Origin of the sequence: Mycolicibacterium aromaticivorans JS19b1 = JCM 16368 (genome assembly GCF_000559085.1) — a bacterium.
Lineage (GTDB): Bacteria > Actinomycetota > Actinomycetes > Mycobacteriales > Mycobacteriaceae > Mycobacterium > Mycobacterium aromaticivorans.
In genome coordinates this window covers 4370067-4394261 of record NZ_JALN02000001.1, presented here as the reverse complement: position 1 = coordinate 4394261, position 24195 = coordinate 4370067, and the positions used below count along the sequence as shown (strand labels likewise).

Annotated in this window: 25 protein-coding genes and 1 tRNA gene; 18 read left to right on the top strand and 8 right to left on the bottom strand. The window is 63.9% G+C overall.

The window, feature by feature from the left end; genetic code table 11:
* Positions 1–72 precede the first annotated feature (72 nt).
* Positions 73–747: an SDR family oxidoreductase gene (locus Y900_RS20990; protein WP_036344295.1), complete on the top strand. Its 675-nt coding sequence runs from the start codon at positions 73–75 to the stop codon at positions 745–747.
* A gap of 2 nt (positions 748–749) precedes the next feature.
* On the opposite strand, the gene Y900_RS20985 is transcribed toward Y900_RS20990, so the two are convergent.
* Positions 750–1955, bottom strand: a complete 1206-nt coding sequence (locus tag Y900_RS20985) for an alpha/beta hydrolase (protein WP_036344294.1) — start codon at positions 1953–1955, stop codon at positions 750–752.
* Positions 1956–2205: 250 nt separating this feature from the next.
* On the opposite strand from Y900_RS20985, the gene Y900_RS20980 reads away from it, so the two are divergent.
* From Y900_RS20980 to Y900_RS20965, 4 genes are all read left to right on the top strand, one after another.
* Positions 2206–2559 carry a hypothetical protein gene (locus Y900_RS20980; RefSeq protein WP_036344293.1) on the top strand — a complete coding sequence of 118 codons (354 nt, stop codon included), beginning with the start codon at positions 2206–2208 and terminating at the stop codon, positions 2557–2559.
* 95 nt (positions 2560–2654) lie between these two features.
* Positions 2655–2728 (top strand) — tRNA-Arg (locus Y900_RS20975).
* Positions 2729–2853: 125 nt separating this feature from the next.
* On the top strand, positions 2854–3138 hold the full coding sequence (locus Y900_RS20970; protein WP_192827533.1) for a type II toxin-antitoxin system Phd/YefM family antitoxin: 285 nt from the start codon (positions 2854–2856) through the stop codon (positions 3136–3138).
* Complete coding sequence (locus tag Y900_RS20965; protein ID WP_036344290.1) at positions 3135–3413, top strand: type II toxin-antitoxin system RelE family toxin; 279 nt, start codon at positions 3135–3137, stop codon at positions 3411–3413. Before Y900_RS20970 ends, Y900_RS20965 begins: the two co-directional genes overlap by 4 nt.
* A 95-nt stretch (positions 3414–3508) precedes the next feature.
* Here the strand turns inward: Y900_RS20965 and Y900_RS20960 are convergent, their stop codons facing one another.
* Positions 3509–4483, bottom strand: a complete 975-nt coding sequence (locus tag Y900_RS20960; protein ID WP_237752616.1) for a Fic family protein — start codon at positions 4481–4483, stop codon at positions 3509–3511.
* A gap of 252 nt (positions 4484–4735) precedes the next feature.
* Here Y900_RS20960 and Y900_RS20955 point away from each other — a divergent pair, with 252 nt between their 5' ends.
* From Y900_RS20955 to Y900_RS20935, 5 genes are all read left to right on the top strand, one after another.
* A complete protein-coding gene (locus Y900_RS20955) occupies positions 4736–5197 on the top strand; it encodes an SRPBCC domain-containing protein (protein WP_237752615.1) in 462 nt (153 codons plus the stop codon).
* A gap of 181 nt (positions 5198–5378) precedes the next feature.
* Entirely contained in the window at positions 5379–6506 is a 1128-nt protein-coding gene (locus tag Y900_RS20950; protein ID WP_036344288.1) for a hypothetical protein, read from the top strand.
* Positions 6507–6509: 3 nt separating this feature from the next.
* A complete protein-coding gene (locus Y900_RS20945; protein ID WP_036344287.1) occupies positions 6510–7292 on the top strand; it encodes an SDR family oxidoreductase in 783 nt (260 codons plus the stop codon).
* Complete coding sequence (locus Y900_RS20940) at positions 7289–8431, top strand: sulfotransferase family protein (protein ID WP_036344286.1); 1143 nt, start codon at positions 7289–7291, stop codon at positions 8429–8431. Before Y900_RS20945 ends, Y900_RS20940 begins: the two co-directional genes overlap by 4 nt.
* Before the next feature lie 299 nt (positions 8432–8730).
* Positions 8731–9543, top strand: a complete 813-nt coding sequence (locus Y900_RS20935) for an ABC transporter permease (protein WP_420329779.1) — start codon at positions 8731–8733, stop codon at positions 9541–9543.
* Positions 9544–9583: 40 nt separating this feature from the next.
* Here Y900_RS20935 and Y900_RS20930 read toward each other — a convergent pair whose 3' ends face one another.
* On the bottom strand, positions 9584–10849 hold the full coding sequence (locus tag Y900_RS20930; protein ID WP_036344285.1) for a COG4705 family protein: 1266 nt from the start codon (positions 10847–10849) through the stop codon (positions 9584–9586).
* Positions 10850–10923: 74 nt separating this feature from the next.
* Between Y900_RS20930 and Y900_RS20925 the strand changes: the two genes are divergently transcribed.
* Complete coding sequence (locus tag Y900_RS20925) at positions 10924–11790, top strand: ZIP family metal transporter (RefSeq protein WP_237752614.1); 867 nt, start codon at positions 10924–10926, stop codon at positions 11788–11790.
* A gap of 44 nt (positions 11791–11834) precedes the next feature.
* Here the strand turns inward: Y900_RS20925 and Y900_RS20920 are convergent, their stop codons facing one another.
* Together Y900_RS20920 and Y900_RS20915 are read right to left on the bottom strand one after the other, a co-directional pair.
* Positions 11835–12197 (bottom strand): hypothetical protein, encoded by a 363-nt coding sequence (locus Y900_RS20920; protein ID WP_036344284.1) that lies wholly within the window; start codon positions 12195–12197, stop codon positions 11835–11837.
* 56 nt (positions 12198–12253) lie between these two features.
* The gene (locus Y900_RS20915) at positions 12254–12508 is read right to left on the bottom strand and encodes a hypothetical protein (protein WP_036344283.1); all 255 of its coding nucleotides are present in this window, start codon (positions 12506–12508) and stop codon (positions 12254–12256) included.
* Between the two features lie 257 nt (positions 12509–12765).
* Between Y900_RS20915 and Y900_RS20910 the strand changes: the two genes are divergently transcribed.
* Positions 12766–14166 (top strand): HAMP domain-containing sensor histidine kinase, encoded by a 1401-nt coding sequence (locus Y900_RS20910; protein ID WP_051660442.1) that lies wholly within the window; start codon positions 12766–12768, stop codon positions 14164–14166.
* On the opposite strand, the gene Y900_RS20905 is transcribed toward Y900_RS20910, so the two are convergent.
* Complete coding sequence (locus tag Y900_RS20905) at positions 14127–14816, bottom strand: response regulator transcription factor (RefSeq protein ID WP_036344282.1); 690 nt, start codon at positions 14814–14816, stop codon at positions 14127–14129. The genes Y900_RS20910 and Y900_RS20905 overlap by 40 nt on opposite strands.
* 389 nt (positions 14817–15205) lie before the next feature.
* Positions 15206–16003 (bottom strand): FkbM family methyltransferase, encoded by a 798-nt coding sequence (locus Y900_RS20900; RefSeq protein ID WP_157838265.1) that lies wholly within the window; start codon positions 16001–16003, stop codon positions 15206–15208.
* 613 nt (positions 16004–16616) lie between these two features.
* Here Y900_RS20900 and Y900_RS31050 point away from each other — a divergent pair.
* From Y900_RS31050 to Y900_RS20875, 6 genes are all read left to right on the top strand, one after another.
* Positions 16617–16859, top strand: a complete 243-nt coding sequence (locus Y900_RS31050; protein WP_081845185.1) for a hypothetical protein — start codon at positions 16617–16619, stop codon at positions 16857–16859.
* A 147-nt stretch (positions 16860–17006) separates the two neighbouring features.
* The gene (locus tag Y900_RS20895; RefSeq protein ID WP_036344280.1) at positions 17007–17606 is read left to right on the top strand and encodes a hypothetical protein; all 600 of its coding nucleotides are present in this window, start codon (positions 17007–17009) and stop codon (positions 17604–17606) included.
* Entirely contained in the window at positions 17603–18316 is a 714-nt protein-coding gene (locus Y900_RS20890) for an ABC transporter ATP-binding protein (protein WP_337588783.1), read from the top strand. Before Y900_RS20895 ends, Y900_RS20890 begins: the two co-directional genes overlap by 4 nt.
* Before the next feature lie 26 nt (positions 18317–18342).
* Positions 18343–19038 carry an ABC transporter ATP-binding protein gene (locus Y900_RS20885; protein WP_036347417.1) on the top strand — a complete coding sequence of 232 codons (696 nt, stop codon included), beginning with the start codon at positions 18343–18345 and terminating at the stop codon, positions 19036–19038.
* On the top strand, positions 19035–21692 hold the full coding sequence (locus tag Y900_RS20880; protein WP_036344276.1) for an ABC transporter permease: 2658 nt from the start codon (positions 19035–19037) through the stop codon (positions 21690–21692). Before Y900_RS20885 ends, Y900_RS20880 begins: the two co-directional genes overlap by 4 nt.
* Positions 21693–21945: 253 nt before the next feature.
* Positions 21946–23343 carry a sensor histidine kinase gene (locus Y900_RS20875; protein ID WP_237752714.1) on the top strand — a complete coding sequence of 466 codons (1398 nt, stop codon included), beginning with the start codon at positions 21946–21948 and terminating at the stop codon, positions 23341–23343.
* Here Y900_RS20875 and Y900_RS20870 read toward each other — a convergent pair.
* The gene (locus Y900_RS20870) at positions 23316–23993 is read right to left on the bottom strand and encodes a response regulator transcription factor (protein WP_036347412.1); all 678 of its coding nucleotides are present in this window, start codon (positions 23991–23993) and stop codon (positions 23316–23318) included. The two genes, Y900_RS20875 and Y900_RS20870, sit on opposite strands and share 28 nt — an antisense overlap.
* Between the last annotated feature and the right edge of the window lie 202 nt (positions 23994–24195).

The following is a 24195-nucleotide window of genomic DNA, read 5'->3' as shown; positions in this document are numbered from 1 at the left end:
TTATCTTATTTTTACCTTATTTTTCTTAGAGTTCGTGTACGGTGGGTGAAGCCGCAACGGAAGGAACCCGCAATGCAGCCACCCGCCCGCGTCGTGTTGATCACTGGTGCATCCCGAGGAATCGGAGCCGAAGTCGCACGTCAGCTCCCCGCACCCGACACCCACGCGATCGTGCACTACCGCGAGAAGGCCCAGCGGGCCAACGACGTGGTCGACGCCATTCGAGCTGCGGGCGGCAGCGCCACTGCTCTGGCTGCCGACATCACCGACGCCGTCGAGGTCGAGGCGATGATGCAGTACGTCACCGCGCACTTCGGCAGGCTGGATGCATTGATCCTCAACGCGTCGGGCGGTCTGGAGATCGGCGCGGATCCGGGGTACGCGATGCGACTCAATCGCGACGCCCAGCGCCGCCTTGCGCTGCTGGCGATGCCGCTGATGCCGGCCGGCTCGCGGATCGTATTCGTCACCAGCCATCAGGCCCACTTCTATCCGCACAAGGCGGTGGCGAAGGGATACGGGCGAGTGGCCGCCAGCAAGCGAGCCGGCGAAACCGCGCTCTATGCAATGCGTTCCGAGCTGGACCATGCCGGGATACACCTCACCGTGGTCTCCGGCGATGGCACCATGGGAGCTCTGCCGACGGTCGAGGGGTTCGCGACCAAGATCGTCAACGCCGCAGTCACCCCGAATCCGTCGACGATCGTCTACGCCGGCGCCGCGGACTACTTGATGACTGTGGCCTAAGCTCAGCTCGCTGAGCCGACTGCGACTCTCTCAGAACCTTCGCGCGCCGCGACATGGCGGCCGTAGACGATGCCCATGAAGCTCGCAACGGCTTCGGCCGCGAGTTGGCAGCGCAGCGTCGCAATCGTGTCGAAGGCGTGGTGAGCTTTGGGTAGCTCGGCATAGGCCACCGTAGCCGGTCCCGAATAGCGAAGTGCCGCAACGAAATCACGTGCTTGTGCACTCGGGATGACGGCGTCGCTCTCACCGTGCAGCACGAAAAACGGTGGAGCGTCACGATGGATGCGATGCATCGGCGACGCGTCCCGGTACACCTGGGGATTGTCTTCCAACCGACGCTGGACGACGACATGCTCGAGCAGCGGCATCATCAGCGGATGCATCTTGTCGGTGGTGGTGAGGTCATACACGCCGTAGTAGGGCGCGACGGCCTGCACGCTCGTGTCGGCGTTCTCGAAGCCGGGCTGCAGGCTCTCATCCCCCGCGCTCAGCGCCGCCAGTGAGCTCAGGTGGCCGCCGGCCGACCCCCCGGTGATCGCAACGAAGTCCGGGTCTCCGCCGTACTCGGCGATGTTGGCCTTGACCCAGGCGATCGCCCGCTTGACGTCGATGATGTGCGACGGGAAGGCGTTGCGCGGGCTGCGGCTGTAGTTGATGGTGACGCAGATCCAGCCAAGCTCGGACATCCGCGCCATCAACGGATAGGCCTGGCCGCGTTTGTCATTCACCGACCACCCACCGCCCGGGACCTGAATGAGAACCGGCGCGCGATATCCCTCGGGCAGATCGGGGCGGCGCCAGATGTCGAGGGTGTTGTCGCGGCCTCGGGGGCCGTAGGAGATGTTCCGGGTGGTGGCCGCGTACCGGCGTCGATGGTGCATGGCGTCGAGGACGGCTGCGACGTTGGGCCGGTGTCCCGGCTCCTGGTCGAGCGGATGCCGCACCTGGGAGGCGTAGTCCTTCCCGAAGGTCTCCTCCAGCGCCGCATCGAGCACCTTGTCGGCTTTCTGGACGGCCAGTGCGCAGGCGACCCGCTGCAGCGGCGAGACGGTCGCGAGTGCGTGACCGGTGAGGACCTGAGGCGCGAACTCGGCGTTGAGCCATCCCAGCACCCAGCCGGCGGCGGCCGGCGAGCCGCGCAGCAACAGTGACCCGGTATTGAACGCCTGCGTGCAACGCGCGGCGACCTGCTCGATTGGACTGCTCATGAGCTGCCAGACCCCCTTGTCCTTAGCCCGCCTAACGCGTTTGCCAACCGCGGATGCGGAGGGGCCTGCGTGTGCCAGTCGTCACACCATAACCCAACTTCGGCTGAACCTGAGGAATTCTCAGGTTCTATTTTTCCGTCACCCCGTTTGCCCAGGAAACCGGGCTGGCAAAGTGAACAGACGGTGGCCCCGCGTTGGCCACGAACCCATCTGACAGGAAACGTCGAGCGATTCACAGGACGATTTGTGAATGCTTCTCGAGGACCCCGCTTCTAGCTTCGCCGGTGGACTGGCCGCCCGTGTCGAGTCGACGTTCACCGCGGGTCCGCCCGTGCGGCTGACGCGGCAGTTTCCGCGTCCCCCGATGACGCGGCCTATTCACCCCAATGACGCAGCTCAAGCTGGACGGTTCGCCGAGCTGATGCAGGCCGAGATCGACGATCTCGAGGAACTGATCGCGGTGGCCCAGCACCGCTGGACCAATCGCTGCGACGCCGGCTGGGGTGCCTCTCGGACACCCGAGCCGGTGCTGCGGCTGCGTGAAAAGCTCAAGGAAGTGCGCCGTTTGCAGGACGCGCTGGAGTCCCGTTTCGGAGCCGACTGACAGTTCCGCGGATCTTTGCTCAGCCAGATTCCAATTCACACAGAGCTACACGCGCCCCTCCTCGCAAATCTGCACCGCTAGACTGTCGACGCGCTGCCTCCGTAGCTCAGTCGGATAGAGCAAGGGCCTTCTAATCCCTAGGTCGCAGGTTCGATTCCTGCCGGGGGCGCTGGTCAGAGGTGGTATTTAGTCGTGCTGAATAAAGTCGGTCGGCGTTTATTCGGCCCGCGGCGGCCGCTCCAAAGGCTTCGGCACACGTGGACGCACCGGCGATTTATGGTCATACTTGTGACCATGACAGAAACCACCTCGTTGGCTGAGACGAAAGCCCACCTATCCGAGTTGGTGGCCCGGGTCGGAGAGCAACACGAACGGATCACCGTCACGGTCCATGGACGGCCGGCTGCGGTCATTCTCGCTGTCGACGATTTGGAGTCACTCGAGGAGACCATCGCCGTCCTGTCCGACTCAGCCGCGGTGCGGGCCCTGAGCGAGGCCGACGCTCAACTGGCCCGCGGCGAAGGTGAGACCCAAGACCAACTTGCCGCAGCGATGCACGCACGTCGAGCCGGGAAGTGATCGAACGGCGATACGAACTGGTTGTTGCTCCGATCGTGCGAAGTCAGCTGGCCGAAACCCTTCCGGAGTCTGTCGCGTTCGCAGCCTACGAGTTCATCACCGGTCCACTCCTGGACAATCCCCATCGGGTTGGCAAGCGTCTGCGGCCACCACTCGAGGATCGCCACAGTGCCCGTCGAGGTACTTATCGCGTGATCTACCGCATCAACGATGAGCATCGCCGCGTCACGGTCGTGGGCGTGTTCAGCCGAGCAGACGCCTACCGAACTCAGTAATCGCGTTGCCGTTCAAGCCCCCCGACAATGGCCCGGCATCGGTACCCGCGCTGCTGCATCACATGTGGCATAGGCGCGAAATCAGCGTTGGGTTATCACGGCATCGACACGTCCGAAATGTCACGTCCGAGATGTTTTGCGGCCTCGATGATGAGCATGCGAAGCCTGGGTTTGAGAATGCAGCTCACGCACCATCCGAAGCAGCACGACGACACCCCCTGCCGACCAGATATGTCCGAGGTAAATTCTCGCGTATCAGCCTCGCCGGCCGGCGCGTTCGGCGAAAGCATCGAGCGCGGCGAGCACTTCGGGCGAGCGCCACACTCGGTTGCGGGATCCAGTGGTTGTCTCGATGAGGATTCCCGCCTCTGTGAGCGGATTGAGGTAGCGGTGAGCGTTGGTGGACTCCATGCCCAACTCCCGCGCCAGCAGCGCGGCGTTGACGACTGGGCGCGGGTCAACAAATCGGCGACCCTCCACACCGCGGAGTCGGACCGCGCGGTGATCACGCCGTTCCAGTTCTCCCGGATCTCGCGAAGTTCGCGGACCAGTTGTCGCCCGTTGGCGATCGCCGGGACGGTGGCTTGGGAGAAGCGCTGGACAATCGGCGTGGCGTCACCGTCGCGGTAGCTCAACAGCGCGGCGAAGTACGCGTCGGTGTCGGCGAGCAGGCCGGCTGAGACGGGCACCGTGACCTGACGCGTCAGGCCCTTGTTGCGCAGTAGGGCTTGCGCCAGAGCGCGGCCGGTGCCGTCGGTGAAGGGGTGAATGGTCTCGAATTGTGCGCGGGTCACTGCGATTTGCGGCCGCGCGGGCACATCGACCCGTTGCGTGTAAGCGATCAGATCGTCGATCGCCGCAGGAATCAACTCATGGCGCGGGCCGACAAACGTCGCGCCGATTGGGGTCGATCCACCTCCGATCCACACTGGCTCGGTGCGGAACCCGCCAGGCGTATGGCGGGCATCGTTGACCATCAATGCTCGGTGCATCGCGCGGATCGCATCGGCGTCCACGGTCTCGGACATGGCGACCGCTGCTTGTATCGCCGCAGTGTTGACCACGACCACGGCCGCGTTCCGCTTTGCCTTTCCACCGGGCAACTCGGCCTCGCCGATTTGGCGCGCGGAGGCGTGAAGGAGCTCGGGCACATCGCAGCGCAAATTCCCGCTCAGCGGCCTCGGCGGCGCCACAGTTGATCGGGCTGTGGCACGGTACGACTCCTTATTGATCTGCGCCGGATAGCTCTCCGCCGCAGCACTTCTCGCAGGAGCGATCCGATGTCATATTTTCCGATACCGCACTATGACCCGCAGACTCTGGTGCGTTCGATCACCGTCGACATCGATGCCCCCACAGATGTCGTGTGGCGCGTACTGGTCGATCTCGAACGCTATCCGTTGTGGAATCCGTTCTGCCTATCCGCAGTATCCACGCTCCGCATGGGCGCCCCCGTAGAGATGCTGCTGGCCGACTATGCCCGTGGGGAAGGCACATTCACCAATACCGAGTACGTCTGCGCGATAGTGCCTGAACGGTTACTGTCCTGGGAATTGGTGGCCACCGAGGAATCCCCCTATGCCGCTCGCCGAGATCAGGTCATCGAGGCCGTCGATGCCAACAGATGCCGCTACTACTCCACAGACGCCTTTCTGGGCGACCACGCCCACGAGATTATGAACGAGACCGGAGGTTGGGTGAAACGCGCCTTCGATGACACCGCACTTGCCTTGAAGCAACGCAGCGAACAGGTCTTCGCCCGCCAGAGAAACATCAAGGCCTGAAGCAGCGCGCCTTCGAGCGACGAACGCACTTTCCGGCAAACCCACGAAGGCCTGAAGCGCGCGCGATCCGTGCGGACACACACCTAATCTGGGGTGAATTAACCAACATTACCCAGAAAGTATTCCGCTGAGTGGACGTTCCCCACTGACGCGCGAGACACCCGTCACTAGCGTCGCCGACATGAACTCCGACCCACTAACCAAGGCGATTACCGAAGCCGAAAACTTGGTCAGAGCAGCGCCACACATTGAGAACGACAACGACCTTGCCGAAGGGCTGCAGTATCTGGCCGGCGGCATAGCCGCATGCACCCATCATGCCTTTTACTCTTCCACTGATCATCCCGTTCTCCTCACCGGCACCGGACCCTTCACCAAGATGGGCCTCGACAACCCCGACACCCTGTATTTCGGAACAAGGATGCAGGCCGGATTCGAGTATGTCGTCAACGGAATTCGGGGAACCACAACCGATTTGAGCTTCCAGTACCTGGCGGGCGAATACACCGACGACACTGTGCCGGAAAGTGAGGTGGCCTTTGATGACCGCGAACTCAACATCGCCACCAATGGACACTTCGAGTGGCGATTCGTCCCGCAGCGGCCCGGCCAGCTCGTCATTCGAGAGGTGTTCGGTGACTGGTCGCAACGACGGGGAGCGTTGGCTGTTCATCGAACCGACACTGTGGGTAGCGCTCCCCCGGCCTTGACGCCAGAACTTATCGAGCGCCAATTCAGGAGCGCCGCAGAGCAGTTGGTGAATCGGGTGAAGACCTGGCTACAGTTTCCCCAGTGGTTCTATCTGAACCTTCCCGTCAACACCGCCGTGGCGCCGCGCTCAACCCCCGGTGGCCTCACCACCCAATACTCCTCGGCTGGGCACTTCGACCTCGATGCAGATCAGGCTCTCGTCATCACGATACCGACCAGCGATGCCCCCTACCTGGGCTTCCAACTGGGCAACATGTGGTACACCTCGTTGGACTACATCAACCATCAGACGTCGCTGAACGGCTCGCAGATGCAGGCCGACCCGGATGGATTCGTGCGTATCGTCGTCAGTGACCAGAACCCCGGTGTGACCAACTGGGTCGAAACGCTTGGTCACCGTCGCGGCTATTTTCAGTTTCGATGGCAACGTTTGTCGCGCGAACTGAGCGAGGCCGACGGTCCCACGGTCGAACTCGTCAGCAATTCAGCTGTCGCCGGCGCTCTACCGTTCATCGACCACAACAGGATTTCAGTCGAGAAGTGGCAGGCACGAATAGCGCAGCGCCAGAGCCAGATTGCCGAAAGAATGCTGGGCTGAACCATGGCGGGACTGTTGCAGGACAAGGTTGTGGTGATCACGGGGGTCGGCCCCGGCCTGGGCACCACGCTGGCCACGCGCTGCGCCCAGGAGGGTGCCGATCTGGTGTTAGCGGCGCGATCAGCGTCCCGACTTGATGAGGTCGCCAAGAACGTAACCAACCTAGGTCGGCGGGCTGTCTCCGTGCCTACCGACATCACGGTGGACGGCGACGTCCACGCACTTGCCCAAGAAGCCTTGTGCGCCTACGGCAAGATCGATGGACTGGTCAACAACGCCTTCATGTATCCCTCCATGAAGCCCTTCGCCGGAACCACTTTCACCCATATTCGCGACTCTTTCGAGCTGACGGTCCTCGGCGCCCTGCGCACCATCCAGGCTTTCAGCCCTGCCCTCGCCGAATCGCGGGGATCCATTGTGAACCTCAGTTCAATGGTCATTCGGCATTCAGAACCACAGTACGGCCCGTATAAGCTGGCCAAGTCGGCATTGCTGGCGATGTCCCAGTCCCTCTCAAGTGAGTTGGGCGGCAGCGGAATACGCGTCAACTCCGTTGCGCCCGGTTATATCTGGGGCCAGGTACTCAAGGACTACTTCCAGCAGCAAGCAGAAACCTCCGGCGTATCTCTCGACGCCGTCTATGCTGCCGCCGCAGCGCCATCAGACCTCAAGCGCCTGGTCACCGAGGACGATGTCTCCTCGGCAATCATCTTTCTGATCAGCGATCTGGCCAATGGCATCACCGGCCAGACCGTCGACGTCAACTGTGGGGAGCACAAAGCATGACTGCGTCAACCGAAATCGGAACTGTAGAAGCATTATGCGACGCGGCCACCGAAGTGGCCGGCCACAGCGACTTCGGAGATACCTCCGACAATTTCACCGAAGCCCTGAGCGTCTTGCTCGAATCATACTCGCGGGAAGCAGATTTCACACCGCTGGGCGCCACCATGACGCGCCATTACCTGCGATCGGCATTGGTGGCGCGCCTGCTGAGCGAGGCGGCCTGGAAGCGACACCCCGACTACGCCGAGGTAGCAATCATTCAGCCCATCTTTGTGACCGGGTTACCCCGAACCGGGACGACGGCGCTGCACCGTCTCCTCGGCGCCGACCCCCGCCATCAGGGGCTCGAACTCTGGCTGGCTGAGTACCCGCAGCCACGACCGCCGCGCGGTCAGTGGAATACCATTCCCGAATATCAGAGTCTCAAGGCGTACTACGCCAAGGCCCACCAGGAGAATCCAGACTTCCTAGGCCTGCATTACATCTCCGAAGACGTTCTAGAGGAATGCTGGCAGCTTCTCCGGCAGTCGCTGCACTCAGTGTCCTTCGAATCACTTGCCCACGTGCCCACTTACACACGCTGGCTGGCTACCCAAGACTGGACATCATCCTATGAACGGCATCGCAGGAACCTTCAGCTGATCGGACTCAACGAACCGCACAAACGTTGGGTCCTGAAAAACCCGAGCCATCTGTTCTCACTCGATGCGATCATGGCGGTCTACCCCGACGCGCTGATCGTTCAATGCCACCGCCCACCCGAAACCCTGTTGGCATCAATGTGTTCATTGGCAGAGCACAGCACCGAAGGTTGGTCGAACACGTTCCTCGGGGCACAGATCGGCCACGATGTCCTGGATACCTGGGCCCGGGGTATCGAGCTATTCAACACCGCGCGCACGAACTACAACCCGGGGCAATTCTGCGACATCGACTACTTCGATTTCGTCGCCGATCCGGTCGCCGTGGCCTGCGGGGTTTACCGACACTTCGGGCTGACACTAAGCGACGAAGCAATCTCTGCCATGCATGTGGCCCATGCCGAAGGCAGCGAGAGCCACCGCGCACCCAAGCACAGGTACACACTGAACCACTACGGGTTGACTGCCGAGCAAGTCCACGAAAGGTTTGCGACGTAGTCGTCAGCATGATCGGCGCACAAGCTGCGATTAGCAACGGCGAGGCTCGGGCGCGCTGATCAGAGGTGGTAGTAGCCGTGGCAGGACGTTATGAAGCAGGACGATTCGGATCCCACCTCCCAAAGTGCCCGGAAGCGGACAAGCACCCGGGGTCATGGCTCGACGACTCGCGAACCGGAGTGCAGTCGTGGGTTCAGGAACGACCGGTCGTCAGATTCCCACAGTGAGTTGGGCCGCCCGCGGATGACACAAGCGAAGACCAACCACCGGTGAAGGCCCCATCCGACACAATGGGTGGAGTGCAGCTGTCCCAACATATCGTGGGCCCGACGCTGGTCATCATCTGCGTTCTGATGGTGATCACGGCCGCGGCGGTCTACTGGTCGACTTCGCTGGGCTCGGCGTGGACGGTGCCACGCGCCGCAGTTCGCGCAGTAGTCCAGCTGACCGTGGTGGCTGCGATTCTCACCGCCGCGCTGCGCAGTCTGGGGACCTCTCTGGCTGTGCTGTCGGTTATGTTCGTCGCCGCTGCAGTCACTGCGGCGCGCCGTAGCCAGTCCGATGGCTCCTGGCTGCTCGCGGCCGCACTTGCGACGGGCATGATCGTGGTGGTGCCGCTGTTGCTGGCGTCGGGTCTCGTACCTCTCACAGGGGTCGCTCTGGTGCCGATCGTCGGAATTCTCCTGGGCAGTACCATGACTGCGGTCTCGGTGGCTGCCCGTCGCGCACTGGATACTCTCGGCACCCGTGCCGGAGAGGTCGAAGCGCTACTCGCTCTGGGATTCACCGACCGGCTTGCTCGCATGGAGATGATCGGCCCTACGGCCGCGGACGCACTCTTGCCCAACCTTGATCAAACCAGGACGGTGGGTCTGGTGACGCTTCCCGGCGCCTTCGTCGGCGTGCTACTGAGTACCGGTTCGGCAACCCAGGCCGGTGCGGTCCAAATCCTGATCCTGCTGTCCATCCTGGTGTCCCAGACGTGTGCCGTCGCTGTCACGCTCGAACTGGTCGCCCGTGGCGCCATACGTCGCGCCGGCCGCGAACCCGGATCGCGCCGGTGGCCTTTGTCGTTCTGGCGCAGACGATCCGCCTCTGATACACCTCACTGAAATATGGCGCGCTGTTGCTAACGGCGTGTGAGATGACAAGTCAACCAAGCGAATTGGACAGCGCGGTAAGACTTGAGTCTTCGCTCGCAACGTCAGGCTGGGCTGCCCTCACAGCGTGCAAGGCTTTGTCGATCTGGCCATCAAGATTGCGCCACGCAGCTTCGTCCATCGGCCGTAGCGTTGATTCATCGGCGTCCCAAGCGGTTTCGAGATCCGTCATCTTGGTTCTGGCACCGCTCTGGTCGCCGGCCCTGACCTTCGCTTGGGCGGCATCCACGATCGAGCGAAGTCGTGCGATCTCGGGCGCTGGAAAGTGGGCACTCGCAGGTCCCGTGTTGCCCGGCAATGCCGGCGCGCTCGTCGCCGGGAGGTCCGGCTCCTCCTCGCTGCCGGGGCGCTCGTGAGTTTGCGAGCCGGCCCAGGCTAGCAGCGCCACGGTGGCCACCGCGAGGATCAGGTAATAGCCGAGTAGTACACGCTCTCGACCGGGATTCGTTGCAACTGTTGGTGTGTGGCTGCGGTCGTAGGTCTCCAGTACGTCGACGCGACTGAACGCGAGATAGCCGACCACCGCGAGGATTGCGACAAGAAAGGCCGCACTGGTGATGGCAGTGCCGATGCCAAGGCCGCCCTGCGACCACGGCAACCCAAGCCAGTCACCAAGATTCGCGCCCAGCGGACGCGTCAGGATGTAGGCCAGCCAGAAGGACAGCACCGCGTTGGCACCCAGACGCCAACCGATGGCGATGGCGCCGATCAGACCTGCGGGCAGCAATACAGCCATGCCTGGACTCCAGCCGGTCAGCTGCAACGTCCAGTCCCCCACGGCTGTCCCGAGGGCGAAGGTGATCAACACGGCCAGCCAGTAGAAGAGCTCTCTCGGCAGTGTCACGATGCTGTGAATCGACAGCGTCCGCTCGCGCGAATACCAGAGGGCAAACACGACACCCAATGCGGCGGCGAACACGGCTGTGCTCAGCGCAAGCGGCACGGCGAGATGGTCGGTGAGGATGTCGGTGTATAGCGTGCCGGTCACCGAGAGCACGACGACACTCAGCCAATACGCAAACGGCACATAGCGAGTCAAGATCACCTGGCATGTCAGCACGACGGCGAGCACCGCAGTGAAGATCAACGCGGTGGTGATCAAGCCGACGCCGAGGGTCATGTTGATCCAGTCAGCGAAGCTTTCGCCAACGGTGGTGCAAAGGACCTTGATGAGCCAAAACCACACGGTGACTTCGGGAACCTTGCTGAGAAGGTCGCGCCCGGTCCTGGATGTGTCCGTCTTCGTCGTCTCCGTCACGCCACGAACGGTAGGTAGCTGTCGCTGAGTAATCACTGAGAGGCACTAGCCCGGCCGGTGACCTCTGTGCTTAGGTGAGGCTCACCATCATCAGTGATTCACAAATCGCGAAAAAGATCGAAGCGAGGAGCATGTCGGCAAGCCAGATTGCCCTACTCGGCGGCTTCGCCGGGTTCACGATTTTCCTAGGACTGCCGATCGGGCGGTTGCGCGCACCGATGCCGAACCTGAAAACCGCCCTGAATGCGGTCGCGATCGGAATTCTCGTCTTCCTGCTGTGGGACGTGCTAGCGCATGCTTGGGAGCCGGTCGACCGAGCGCTGGCAGCCAAACAGATCGGCCATGCGCTCGTGAACGGCGCACTTCTGGCAGCGACATTCGGCACTGGGCTTATCGGGTTGGTATGGGTCGATGGATGGCGAAGGCGAAGCCGGGCAACCAACGAGATCTCCTCTGCACCAACGGATGTTGGCGGCACGACGAAAACAACGCACGCAAGGCGGCTGGCGATCATGATCGCGAGCGGTATCGGTTTGCACAACTTCGCCGAAGGCTTGGCGATCGGCAACTCGGCGGCAACGGGTGAGTTGTCCTTGGCGGTGCTGCTTGTCATCGGCTTCGCGCTGCACAACGCCACCGAGGGGTTCGGCATCGTCGCTCCGCTGACGGGGCAACGTCCGTCGTGGGGATTTCTGGCCTTACTGGGGCTCGTCGGTGGCGGCCCGACGTTTGTCGGCACACTTGTGGGCCAGCGTTTCGTCAGCGAAGAAGTGTCGGTCGCATTTTTGGGCTTGGCTGCAGGCTCCATCCTCTATGTAGTCATCGAATTGCTCGCCGTGGCGCGTACTTCGGACCTCAAGGCAGTGACTGCCTGGGGAGTCTTCCTCGGAGTCGTGGCAGGATTCGCCACTGACGCGATTATCACCGCCGCCGGCGCCTGACTGCGCAGCGAACGCATCTACCGAGGATCGCTGGTCCGTGCGATCTATTGAGCAGCGGCGGCTTGTTGCGCTGCTTGCTGTTCGGCCGCCTTGGCTGCGCGACCTTCGGGGCTGCCCAACGAATTGCCGGGCTCGACTGCAGAGGCCACACCGGCGTCACAGTTCAACGACACGAGGGTCTGCTTGGTTCCGGAGCCACCGCTGTTGGGAGGAGGCTTCGCGGTGCGGTCTTGCTGGCGAACGACTACGCAGTCGGGCCAATGCAAGTGGTCACCGACCGTGACCGACACAACGGCCGTGTAGCCGGCCGAAGACAGCGCGGAGCTTGCATCGGAGTACTTCTGACCTACGACGTTCGGCGATGCCTGAGCAGTGGCGATGGCCCCGATCGGCAAAAAGGCGGCCACGACCGCGAGGACTGCGACGCGGGTACGACGTCCAGCCTTGGAAGAGCGAGCGGCGGTCAATGACCCGCCTTGATTGCCGGAACGGCCTTCGAGGTCGGCAAAGCGGTAGGTGGTGTGGTCGTATCCACCGCGGTGGCACCGGTATTCATCGCCGTCATGTCACCCTCGACGGGCTGTGTGTAGCTGGTGTTCACCGGGGCGCTGCCCGATCCTGCGACAGGCATCTCAACGGTGCCTGGGTCGTCGTAGCGCTGGGTTGCCGTGAGAACGCATGCCGCCGCGATTGCCGTGAGACCCGCGAGAGCGGCCACGCTGCGCGCTCCGGCGAACTTATTGGGTAGTCGTCTTCGGCTGCTGGACACGACGCAAGTGTGATTGCGACGTCCTGAGCCAATGCTGAGCTCAACCTGGCAGTAATGCCAAAGGTTGATGGGGATCTGCTGGGAACCGGACGTTGACTCGCTCAGTCCGGCGACGCCGCTACGAGGTCGCCTCACGTATCGCTGCCGTCAGCGCGACGCTGCTGCACAGTAATGGGGTGAACGGCGCGGTCATATCAACGTCCAACCTGTCGCGGCCCTTGCCGAGACTGCGATCACGACCAGCTCGCTGGAGTATCGCGGCCCGCTCGGCCCTCATCGCCGGAACCGTCGTTTTCGTCGCATTCACGCTCACTGGCGCGGCGTTGACCGGCATCTTCTATCGTTCGCTGATTGCGGGTGTGGACGCAGCTGCCGCGTCACGGGTACGCGATGTGTCTGCCGGCCTGAGCGAGGACACTCCCGACGACCTCGACGACCCGCTGTTGGCCACCGATCAGCGTATTGACGCCGTGCAGGTCCTCACCCCCGACGGGAGAGTTCTCCGCCGATCCGACAGCATCTCCGACACCCCGTTAGTGCCCCTTGATCAAGTCAGCGCCACGCTGCGGACAGGGATGGCGCCGACGGACTCCCCCGACCGCGACATGCGTATCAGCGCGCAGTCGATCACGACACCGCACGGGCCGTTCATTGTCGTGGTCGCCGGCGGCGACGACGCGGCGGAATCCACCGTCTGGACTGCAATCATCCTGCTACTGCTAGCCGCGCCGGTCGTCGTCGCCGTCGCGGCTGTCGCAACCTATCGCCTGGTCCGGCGGTCTCTGCGCTCAGTGGACGATATGCGCGCGCGGGTCGCGGCGATCAGCAGCGCTGATCTCGCCGAGCGTGTTCCGGTCCCGCCGGGTCGTGACGAGATCTCGGCTCTGGCCGTCACCATGAACGACATGCTTGACCGCATCGAAACCGGTCATGTCGCGCAGCGTCAGTTCGTCGGCGACGCCTCGCACGAGTTGCGCAGCCCGTTGACGGCGATCATCTCCGCTCTCGACGTGGCAGTAGCACATCCAGAACTGCTAGATGTCCAATTGGCCAGGGACACATTGGTTCCCGAGGCGCAACGCATGCGCGCTCTGGTCGAGGACTTGCTGTTGTTGGCCCGCGCCGACGAACGCGGCCTGCCCTTCCACCGCGAGCCCGTTCGCCTAGATGAGGTCGCTACCGGCGAGGTAATGCGTCTGCGGCGCAATTGTCGGCATTCCGTCCGAATCGCCGCAGATCCCGTCGAGATTGACGGTGATGCTGCCGCGTTGTCTCGAGTGGTACGTAATTTGCTCGACAATGCCGCGCGTCACGCAACGTCGCAGATCGATGTGGCGATTCATAACGAGAACGGTGATGCGACCGTGACTGTCGCCGACGACGGTCCGGGAATTCCTGTGGCCGACCGTGTGCGCGTGTTCGACAGGTTTGTGCGCCTGGACAGTTCTCGCTCGCGTGGCGGTGGCGGAAGCGGATTGGGCTTGTCCATTGTGGCCGAAATCGTTGCTGCTCACAGCGGTCACATCACCATCTCCGCTCGACCGGGCGGCGGGACGGTGGTGACGGTTCAGCTGCCGGCCGCAACGACTCCGGATTCGAGCCGGTAGCCCACCCCACGGATGGTCTCGATGGTGTTGGCTCCGAAGGGAATGTCGATCTTGCGCCGAAGGTAGCGAATGTAGACCTCGACGATGTTGTCGGGCCCTTCGTAATGCGGATCCCAGACACGATGCAGAATCTCAGATTTCGTGCAGACCGCATCCTTGTTGCGCATCAGGTACGCCAAAAGGCTGAACTCTCTGGGGCTCAGGTCAATTGGAGTACCGGCTCGCTCCACCACATGGCGCATCGGATCCAGCGTGAGATCACCTGCGGTCATCACGACCGGGCGCTCCGGCGCACCACGGCGAGCCAGAGCATGGAGCCGAGCGACCAGGACGACGAATGAGAACGGTTTGATCAGGTAGTCGTCTGCACCCAGCTCGAACGCGTCCGCCTGGTCGTAGTCGCCGTCCTTCGCAGTCAGCATCAACACCGGAGTCCAAACGCTGCGTGCACGCAGGCGACGGAGCACCTCATAACCGCTCAACTCCGGCACCATGATGTCCAGAACAATGACGTCGAAGTGGTTTTCGGTCGCCTCCCATAAACCCTCGGTGCCGGTTGCGGCGTGAACGACAATGAATCCCTCCGCGCCCAAACCAAGCTTGAGGCTGGATGCGACGTGGGGTTCGTCTTCGACGAGCAGAATTTTCACCCGGCAGAAACTCCCTCGACTGGACACACCAACAGCACACGGCCAGTATCCCGAACGGCCGACGCGCCACCGCTAAGGGTGAAGGTTTCCGCGCATCGGGGTCAACGAGAGCGCAACGGATCTCCACGGCGGCGCGCCGGCCTCCATCGGGGGCTTTACGACCCTGGCGCGACGGGTCGGCCCCGACTCGTCGCTTTCCGACGATGCCGACGGTGGCACAACGGTGCTGAGAATTCGCTGAGCCGGAGCTGGTGTAGCTGAAGTCGGTTCCCACACCCAGCTGCCACGGGTAGCCCACCTGGTAGCCGAACTCCGAGAAACCATCGCGAAGCGGACCCTCTGGTCGCGTCAAGCGGCTTGACGAGTCACTCGACATCTGGCGGTGGTCCTCAGTACCAGTGGTTTTGGCCTGCGACGCTCGGTTCGATGGTCAGGAAGTCGCCGTCGAGGCGGGATAGCACGATGTCGAGTCGTGCGACTCGCCTGGTGAGATCGTCGCGAACCCGGATTGCGTTGCTCACGTCATTGGGCCACAAGTATCGCCATGCGTTGTAGCTGTTTTTCATCTTGTAGACGTTGAAGCCGGCATCGACAAATGGGCGCAGCACGTCGATCGGCCGCAAGTGTGGGTCGGGCCACCACTGGGGGGAGAGCTCGACGACGATCTCAGCATCGGAGCGAAGCACTCCGATCAGGTTGCTCATTCCCGCTAAGACGTCCGGTTCGGCACCCTCGACATCGATCTTGACGATCCGGATTGACGCGGCTTCCTCGCATGTGAAGATTTGGTCGAGCCGCAGCGCTTCGATGGTCGCCTCGACGTCAAGTCCTCGCGTCGACAGCGTCGTCGACATCCCGGTGTTGTGCCGTGGCCCGGAGAACACAGTCAGCTTCCCCGATTTCGCCGCAGCGGCCTTGTTCACCAGGCGAACGCGATCGCCGAGCCTGTCAGCACCAGTATTTCGACGCAATTGGTCAAACATCACCGGCGAGGCCTCCACGGCGACCACGTTCCCGTTGACGCCTACGGACCGTGCTGCCAGCAGAGAGTAGTAGCCGACATTCGCACCGACGTCGATGAAGACGTCACCGTCGCGGAGCCTATTGACGATAAACCGCGTCAAATCTGGTTCCCACTCCCCAAAGACCCATACGTAGGTGGCGATGAGGTCAGGCAGGCGGCACATGACGGTGGCACCGAAACGCGTTCGACCCGCCACAAGAACCGAACAGCCCAACCGAGCACGGCCCCGCAAAAGCAAGGACAGCAACGAAAAGACAGGTAAAAGCAGTGCACCGCGGAATACCTTCTCGGCGAGCGGTACCGACTCCTTTGAGGTCTGCAGCAGCCGGACCATCGCACGCAGAACACGCGCAGCCATCATCACTATCCAATCTGCGGCCGTCGGCGGTGCGGCCGGAACCGCACAGCGCATCGCCGAATCCGACGACGACACCGTGGCAAGCCGGCGCTGAGAAGACGCTGAATACCAAAGCATTTCAGCCGATCATCGGCTAATTCACAGGGTCGAGCAGGCAGCGCTGCCGAGCCTAATGACGAACAAACCCCCTCGGCTGGCAAGAACCCGACGCACCACCCCCATCTCGGCGCAGGGCATACGAATCGGGCCGATCACGGTGGAACCGCAGTGCCACAACGGTTTGCGAGCGCATCGCACGGCCGGCGGCCGGCAATGCGTCGTCCTCAGCTGCGCACAGCGAATGTTCAGCAAGCAGCGGGCACGGTGAGTTCATCGCGCACCGCAAGGGCCGATTTGAACAGGAAGGAAAAGATAACGCATGAGGAGAACCACAGGGCGCCTAATCGCCGGAATTTGCGCGGTCTTGGGCGCTGCGACGATCGGCGGGACCGGCGCGGCACTGGCGCATGCCGCACCCACGCCTCCTCCTCCGCCTTCGACCTCGCAACAATGCGACGCTCCCGAGCCCGGAGACACGCCCGATCAGCCGGGCGCACCGGACACCGACAACGCCCAACACGGCGACCAAGGCGGACCCGAGGTCCCCGACGCGCCGTGCTGAGGGCACCACACAATATCGGCCCCGCCTAGCCTCGGCCGCTGCGCCGCCGGAGCCACCTCGCGGCGCGGGACACCTATTCCGGTGCTTCGCCATACCGGGCGTCCCGCGCCGCGACATCCCATCAGAATCGAGGAGAGCATGCCTGTCATGAAGCACATGCTGGCGGCGATGGCCGGCGGCGTTGTAGTCATCAGCGTGGCCGCCGCGTGCGGCGCCCGCGGCCCATCGTCGGCGCCAACGCCTTCGGCCGGTGCCGTACAGCCGGTTACCGAGTCGAACCCGGCTGGCGACATTCCCGACAATCAGGCCTTCGTCTCTTACACTTCTGCCGACGGGTCATACACGCTGAAGTACCCCGAAGGATGGGCACGCACCGCTTCAGGGTCGACGGTCACCTTCAGCGACAAGTACAACACCATGACCGTCGCCCCACACGACGGCTTTTACCAACCTTCCGAAACATACGCTCGCACCGTCGAGGTGCCCGAAATCGCCGCGCACACGCCAGGATTCACCACAGCAGACGTCACTACCGCTCAACGGTCGGCGGGCCCGGTAATCGTCATCCGCTATCAGGCCGATTCGGCGCCAAACCCGGTCACCGGTAAGTCGGTCCGTCAGGACGTCACCCGTTACGAATACGCTCACGGAGGGCGCGGCGCGGCGGTCACGCTAGCCGCCCCAACGGGATCAGACACCGTCGACCCATGGCGCACGATCACCGATTCGTTCAGGTGGCTGCGGTGAGCACGCCACCAGCGGTACAGCCCCGTTCCCATACGGGCGTCCAGGACAGCGCGCCGGTCATGGAGGCCGCCTCGCTGTACCGGTTCTTCCGCGCCGGCGACGAGGAGACACTGGCACTGCGTGGGGTGTCGCTGACGCTGAACCCCGGTGAGGTGGTCGCGGTGGTCGGTCCATCCGGCTCGGGTAAATCCACTCTGCTGGGCTGTCTGGCCGGCCTTGACGAACCTGACGGCGGCACCGTTCGGCTACTGGGGCAGCGGATCAGTCATCAGTCCGAACGGATGCGTTGTGCGCTTCGCTCCCGTCACGTCGGACTGGTGTATCAGGATCGAAACTTGTTGATGCCATTGACCATTGAACAGAACGTGCGGTTGGTCCAACGAGTCGACGGGCGCAGCGTCCGCAATCACCCGACGATGCTGCTGGCATCGCTGGGTATCGCCGAACGCGCCGATGCGTACCCGGAGCAGCTGTCGGGCGGGGAGCTGGCACGAGCCGGGCTGGCTGTCGCGCTTGCCAATGATCCGGCGGTGGTGCTGGCCGATGAACCAACCGGAGAGCTCGACACCGCAACCGAAGCCGACGTTTTGCGCGTACTGCGGGAGCTGGCTACGGGCGGGACCGCGATCATCATCGCCAGCCATAGCTCGGCGGTCGCCGCGAGCGCCGACCGGGTTATCACCCTCTGCGACGGACAGGTCATGTCGTGAAGAACGTCCGCAAGGCAGATGTACCAATGCAGGCAGCACCGGGAGTGAACGAGTCGACCGTCGTATGCACCCAGCGGCTGACGCGCTGCTTCGGTTCGGGCACTGGAACTGTGGTGGCCGTGCGCGGTGTGACCGTGGCGATTTCCTGCCATGACCGTATCGCGTTGACGGGGCCGTCGGGATCGGGCAAGTCCACCCTGTTACACCTGCTGGCCGGTCTGGATGAACCCACCGCAGGAACCGTCAGATGGTTGTGCACTGAGTCCAACGCGGCCCGTCAAAAGGTGGGTCTGGTATTCCAGGGCCGCAGTTTGGCGCCCAACCTCGATGTGATCGAAAATGTTCGCCTGCCAATGCTATTCGCCGGCTTCTCAGAGCGCGTCGCCACCGACCGCGCTCACGAAGCGCTGGCCAGGCTCGGCATCGACGCCCTGAGCGAGGCGTTACCCGACGCGCTATCAGGCGGGCAGGCGCAACGCGTCGCCATTGCCCGCGCCCTGGCCGACACACCGCGGCTGATCCTGGCAGATGAACCCACCGGCCAACTCGACCACGCCGCCGCCGCGATGGTGATCGACGTCTTGCTGCGCGCCGCCGACGATCTGAGCGCTGCGCTGATCGTGTCCACTCACGACCCCGTGGTGGCCAGGCGGCTGACCAGTCAGTGGACGATGCGCGACGGCCGCTTACGCGTTGCCACCGGCAGTCAGGACCAAGGATGATCGCGGTGTGGCTCACCGGTTTGCTGCGCCGTCAACGTGCCCGCGTCGTCGGGGCCTCCGCCGGGGTCGCGGTCGCGGTCGCCTTGATCGCCACGTTGGGATCGTTTCTGGCCACCTCACAAGCCACGATGACTCAACGCGCGGTGCACAGTGTGGCTGTGGACTGGCAGGTCCAGTTCACCCCCGGCGCTGACGTCGCGGCCGCAGCCCGACTCGTAACCGCCACAGCCGGCGTGAGGGCCCACGCGCGGGTCGAATTCGCCAAAACCGTTGGGTTGTCGGCCACTGTCGCAGGCAGCACACAAACCACCGGCCCCGGTGTCGTGCTAGGCGTCCCGTCGACTTACCGAAACCTGTTCCCAAACCAGATCCGCACCTTGACCGGTGCGGGCGCCGGTGTGCTGTTGGCTCAGCAGACCGCGGCCAACCTGCACGTAGCTCCGGGTGACACGATCAACATCGGTCGTGCCGGACTGCCTGCCGCTGCGGTGACCGTGGCCGGGATCGTAGAACTGCCGCAGGCGAATTCATTGTTCCAAACAGTCGGTGCTGCACCGACCGCGCAGCCGGCCGCACCGCCCGACAACGTGGTGCTGCTTCCAGAAACGCAGTGGCACAAGCTGTTCGATCCACTGGCTGCCAGCCGCCCGGATCTACTTTCCACCCAGATCCATCTACGACGCGCCCATGCCCTTCCGGCCGACCCCGGCAGCGCCTACACGACAGTGCGTGCCGCGGCACGCAACCTGGAAGCGCGCAGCGCCGGGGCCGTGCTCGTCGGCGACAACCTCGGTGCGGCGCTGGACGCCGCCCGCAGTGATGCCGCCTATGCGAAGGTACTGTTCGTGTTCCTCGGGCTGCCCGGTGCCGTGTTGGCCGCCCTGCTGACCGCGACTGTCACGGCCGCCGGCGCCGACCGACGCCGCGCCGAGCAGACCTTGCTGAGGGCGCGGGGGGCCTCCACTCCCCAGCTGTTGGGGTTGGCCGCTGCCGAGGTGGCTGCGATCGGCGGGGTCGGGGCGGTGGCCGGGCTGGCCGTCGCAGCGGCGGTCAACTGGCTGGCCTTCGGGTCGCCTCGGTTCGGAAGCACGGTCGCGGCCGCCGTGGAGTGGCCGGCGGCCGCAACGGCGGCCGGGATGGCGGTGGCGGCCGCGGCCGTGCTGGTGCCGTTAAGGCGCGAGGTGCGCGCACGAACCGTCGCCGACGCGCGGTCGCGCCTGGACACACGCAGCATGCCGGTCTGGGCACGGTTGGGCATCGACGGCATCATCCTGGGTGGCGCGGCGGTGGTGTTCCACGCCACCACAGGACGCGGGTATCAGCTGGTATTGGCCCCCGAAGGGGTGCCAGCGATCTCGGTCTCCTACTGGGCGTTCGCCGGCCCGGCGCTGCTGTGGATCGGCGCCGGGCTGCTCACCTGGCGGCTGGCCGACCTGCTGCTCGGCAGCGGCCGCCCTCTGATCGCCTCGGCCCTGCGGCCTTTCGCCGGTGACTTGGCGGGCACCATCGCCTCAGGTATATCCCGTGCGCGCCGCACGCTGGTGGGTGCCATCGTGATGCTCGCCTTGGCGGTTTCGTTCGCGGTGTCCACGGCGACATTCAACGCCACCTACCGCCATCAGGCCGAAGTCGACGCCCAACTGACCAACGGTGCCGATGTCACCGTGACTGCGACAGCACCGTTACCCGCGGAAGTCACCAGCAGGCTCGCCGCGGTCCCCGGGGTGCGTGCGGTGGAACCGATGGCGCACCGGTTCGCCTACATCGGCACCGACTTGCAAGATCTCTACGGGGTGCGCCCGGACTCGATCACTCGTGCAACCGCACTGCAGGACAGCTACTTTCCGCAATCGACCGCAAGGGCGCAGATGAACGCTCTGGTCACCAAGCCCGACTCGATCTTGCTCTCGGCGGAAACGGTGCACGACTTCCAGCTACGTCTCGGCGACCACGTGACGTTGCGCATCATCGACGCCTCCACCCAACAACCACGTCCAGTCACCTTCCGCTACGCCGGGGTTGTCACCGAGTTTCCCACCGCCCCCAAGGACAGCTTCCTGGTTGCCAACGCCGACTACCTCGCCGCGCACACCGGCACGGCGGCCCCCAACGTCTATTTGATCGATACTGGCGGCCGCGACACCTCCGCGGCCGCGGCCCGCATACGCGCCGCAGTGGGGACCGCGGCGACCGTGACCGACATCAACGCAGTGCGGGCCGAAGTCGGGTCCAGCCTGACCGCAGTGGACCTGTCGGGGCTGACCCGCATCGAACTATCCTTCGCGCTGGTGCTGGCAGTCGGGGCGGGCGCGCTCGTACTGGGACTCGGTCTGAGCGACAGACGCCGCATCTACGCCCTGTTTTCGGCGCTGGGCGCCCGCAGTGGCCACCTGCGCGCGATGGTGTTCAGTGAAACCGCGGTTCTGACCACCTTCGGGATCGTGGCCGGTGGGCTCACCGGTTCAGTCCTGTCGGTGATGCTGGTCAAAGTATTGAGCGGGGTGTTCGACCCGCCGCCCCACACCGTGGCCGTTCCGTGGGCCTACCTGGGGGCCACCGCGGCGGTGACGGTCGGGGCTCTGGTCGCAGTCAGTGCCGGAGCGGTGGTTCTGTTCGCCCGCCACCCTGCGCGCGGACTCATTCGCGACCAATGACCCGTATAGAACGGACCGATTCACCGATCGGGGTGTGCGGGCTCAGACGAATCAGCATGATCATCCGGCCGTGTGGTCATCGGTGCCGAAGAATCGACCATCACGACCTCGCGCCGCCGTTGCAGGCGCGGAACCGGCCGCGGCACGGCTGACAGCGCCAGTCTGACAACGAGGAGGCACGGCAAGTGCAGGTGCTTACGGATCTCCCCCGGTTGAAGGCAGCCCGGAGTTGACGACGGATCGTGCAAGACTGATCACGGTGGCGAGCCGGCTGTCGCGCTGGTCGGTGCGAACCCGATCGGCCGTAGCGGCCGCCGTCATGGTGGCGCTTGGGCTGGGCGCCGCATCGGCAGCCATGCTGTTCGTCCTCTACAACACATTGCAGCGATCCACCCAAGCTGCGGCTCAGACACGCGCCGGTCAACTCGTCGAACAAATGCGCACCGACGGCCCCGCCGAACTCGACCCCGGGCTGTTGAGTACCGACGGCCAGGTCGGTCTCATTCAGGTCCTCGACGATCGGGGCGCGGTCCGGCTCGCGTCAGCCGGAGCCCCCAAGTCACCTATTGCGCCTGTGGCTGTGCCACCCGGGCAAACCGTGAGACTCGGGCGCATCCAGTTGCCCGGCGACCGCGGCGACTTATGGGTCACTGCGCGCGGCGCAGCAACTCCGTCGGGACCGGTCACCGTCCTCGTCGGCGGGGATCGTGAACCCGTCGAAACGACGGTGGCTACCGTCGGAATGTTGTTGGCCGTCAGCGGACCGCTCGTAGTTGCGCTAGTCGCTTGGGCGACCTACTTCCTGGTGGGGCGGGCGCTACATCCCGTCGAACGCATCCGCGCTCGTGTCGACACGATCAGTACCGAACAACTCGACGAACGCGTTCCCGTGCCACCGACCGGCGACGAGATCGCCCATCTGGCACAGACCATGAACCACATGCTGACTCGGCTGCAGGCCGGTCATAGCGCACAGCGCAGGTTCATTTCCGATGTGTCCCATGAGTTGCGCAGTCCGTTGTCGGCGATCAGCACCGCGCTGGAGCTGGCCCACAATCGACCCGATCTGCTCGACTCCGAACTCGTCGACCAGACATTGATTCCTGAAGCCCGCCGCATGCGCGACTTGGTGGACGACCTACTGCTCTTAGCCCGCGCCGATGAACATCAACTTGCTATCCGCACCGACAATGTCGACATCGACGACATCATCGCCTCCGAAAAGGTTCGCCTCCAAGGGAACCCGCGATTGACGGTGCAGGCGCGGATCGGCGCCGTCCGGGTCAGCGGCGACCGCAGACAGCTCGCGCGCGTGGTGCGTAATCTGGTTGACAACGCGGCCCGGCATGCCCACAGCACTGTCGAACTCGTTTGTGAGCGAGTGAGAGACACCGCCGTCATACGCATCGCCGACGACGGCCCGGGCATCCCAGCCGACCAGCGCGAGCGGGTGTTTGAACGGTTCGTCCGCCTCGATGCCGCCCGAACCCGCGATGCTGGTGGTAGCGGCCTCGGGTTGGCCATCGTTGCCGAAATCGTGGCCGCTCACCATGGCACCGTCAGCATCGGAAATTCAGGAGGCGGGGCGTGCGTCACGGTGACGCTGCCCGCCGACACCCACAGTTACGCACCGGCCGAGGACAGCCGGTAACCCACGCCGCGCACGGTATGAATGGTCTGAGTGCCGAAAGGTACATCGAGTTTGCGCCGTAGATACCCGACATAGACCTCGACGATGTTGTCGTCCCCTCCGTAGTTGACGTCCCACACCGCCCTCAGTATTTCGTCTTTGGTGACGACCGTATCTGCGTTCCGCATCAAGTACTCGAGCACGCCGTACTCGCGAGGCGTCAAGTCCACCTCGATGCCCGCTCGGGTCACTCGGTGGCGGGCAGGATCCAGCTCGAGATCGTCGACGCGCAAGACGGGCGGCCGTGCGGGTGCGCCGCGGCGCATAAGTGCCCGCAACCGAGCAATCAGCACCACAAAGGAGAATGGCTTGATCAAGTAGTCATCCGCACCGAGGTCGAATGCATCGGCCAGGTCATATTCCCCGTCCTTCGCCGACAACATCAGCACGGGGGTCCACACCTGGGCCTTGCGCAGTTCGCGCACAATTTCGTAGCCGCTCATCGAGGGCAACATGATGTCGAGAACCAGCACATCGAATCCGCCGCCGAGTGCCTCATCGAGTCCGACGCGACCGTCCCCGGCCAATTGCACGACGAAGCCCTCGGCCACCAGACCGCGACGAATTAACTCGGCCAGCCGCGGCTCGTCCTCGACGACCAAGATGCGCACAACGTCCTCCACGAAATCCATGAACGGTTCGTCCAATACAGCCGAACCGACCGGTATTCGAGGCGGCCCGTTTACCCCCGGGTCTTCTGCCTGCCGGCGGTGCTGCCCGACCCGAGACGATTGCAATGACTCGTCGGCGCAGATCGGCTGAGCGGCGTCCGGCCATCCTCACCACCGAACAGAGCAGTCAACCTACCGCCCT

Coding starts and splice junctions, on each gene's coding strand:
- Y900_RS20970 (WP_192827533.1), top strand. CDS start 2,854: ATGACAGAAACCACCTCGTTGGCTGAGACGAAAGCCCACCTATCCGAG.
- Y900_RS20985 (WP_036344294.1), bottom strand. CDS start 1,955: ATGAGCAGTCCAATCGAGCAGGTCGCCGCGCGTTGCACGCAGGCGTTC.
- Y900_RS31050 (WP_081845185.1), top strand. CDS start 16,617: ATGAGGAGAACCACAGGGCGCCTAATCGCCGGAATTTGCGCGGTCTTG.
- Y900_RS20990 (WP_036344295.1), top strand. CDS start 73: ATGCAGCCACCCGCCCGCGTCGTGTTGATCACTGGTGCATCCCGAGGA.
- Y900_RS20945 (WP_036344287.1), top strand. CDS start 6,510: ATGGCGGGACTGTTGCAGGACAAGGTTGTGGTGATCACGGGGGTCGGC.
- Y900_RS20880 (WP_036344276.1), top strand. CDS start 19,035: ATGATCGCGGTGTGGCTCACCGGTTTGCTGCGCCGTCAACGTGCCCGC.
- Y900_RS20900 (WP_157838265.1), bottom strand. CDS start 16,003: ATGTGCCGCCTGCCTGACCTCATCGCCACCTACGTATGGGTCTTTGGG.
- Y900_RS20885 (WP_036347417.1), top strand. CDS start 18,343: ATGCAGGCAGCACCGGGAGTGAACGAGTCGACCGTCGTATGCACCCAG.
- Y900_RS20950 (WP_036344288.1), top strand. CDS start 5,379: ATGAACTCCGACCCACTAACCAAGGCGATTACCGAAGCCGAAAACTTG.
- Y900_RS20940 (WP_036344286.1), top strand. CDS start 7,289: ATGACTGCGTCAACCGAAATCGGAACTGTAGAAGCATTATGCGACGCG.
- Y900_RS20980 (WP_036344293.1), top strand. CDS start 2,206: ATGCTTCTCGAGGACCCCGCTTCTAGCTTCGCCGGTGGACTGGCCGCC.
- Y900_RS20895 (WP_036344280.1), top strand. CDS start 17,007: ATGAAGCACATGCTGGCGGCGATGGCCGGCGGCGTTGTAGTCATCAGC.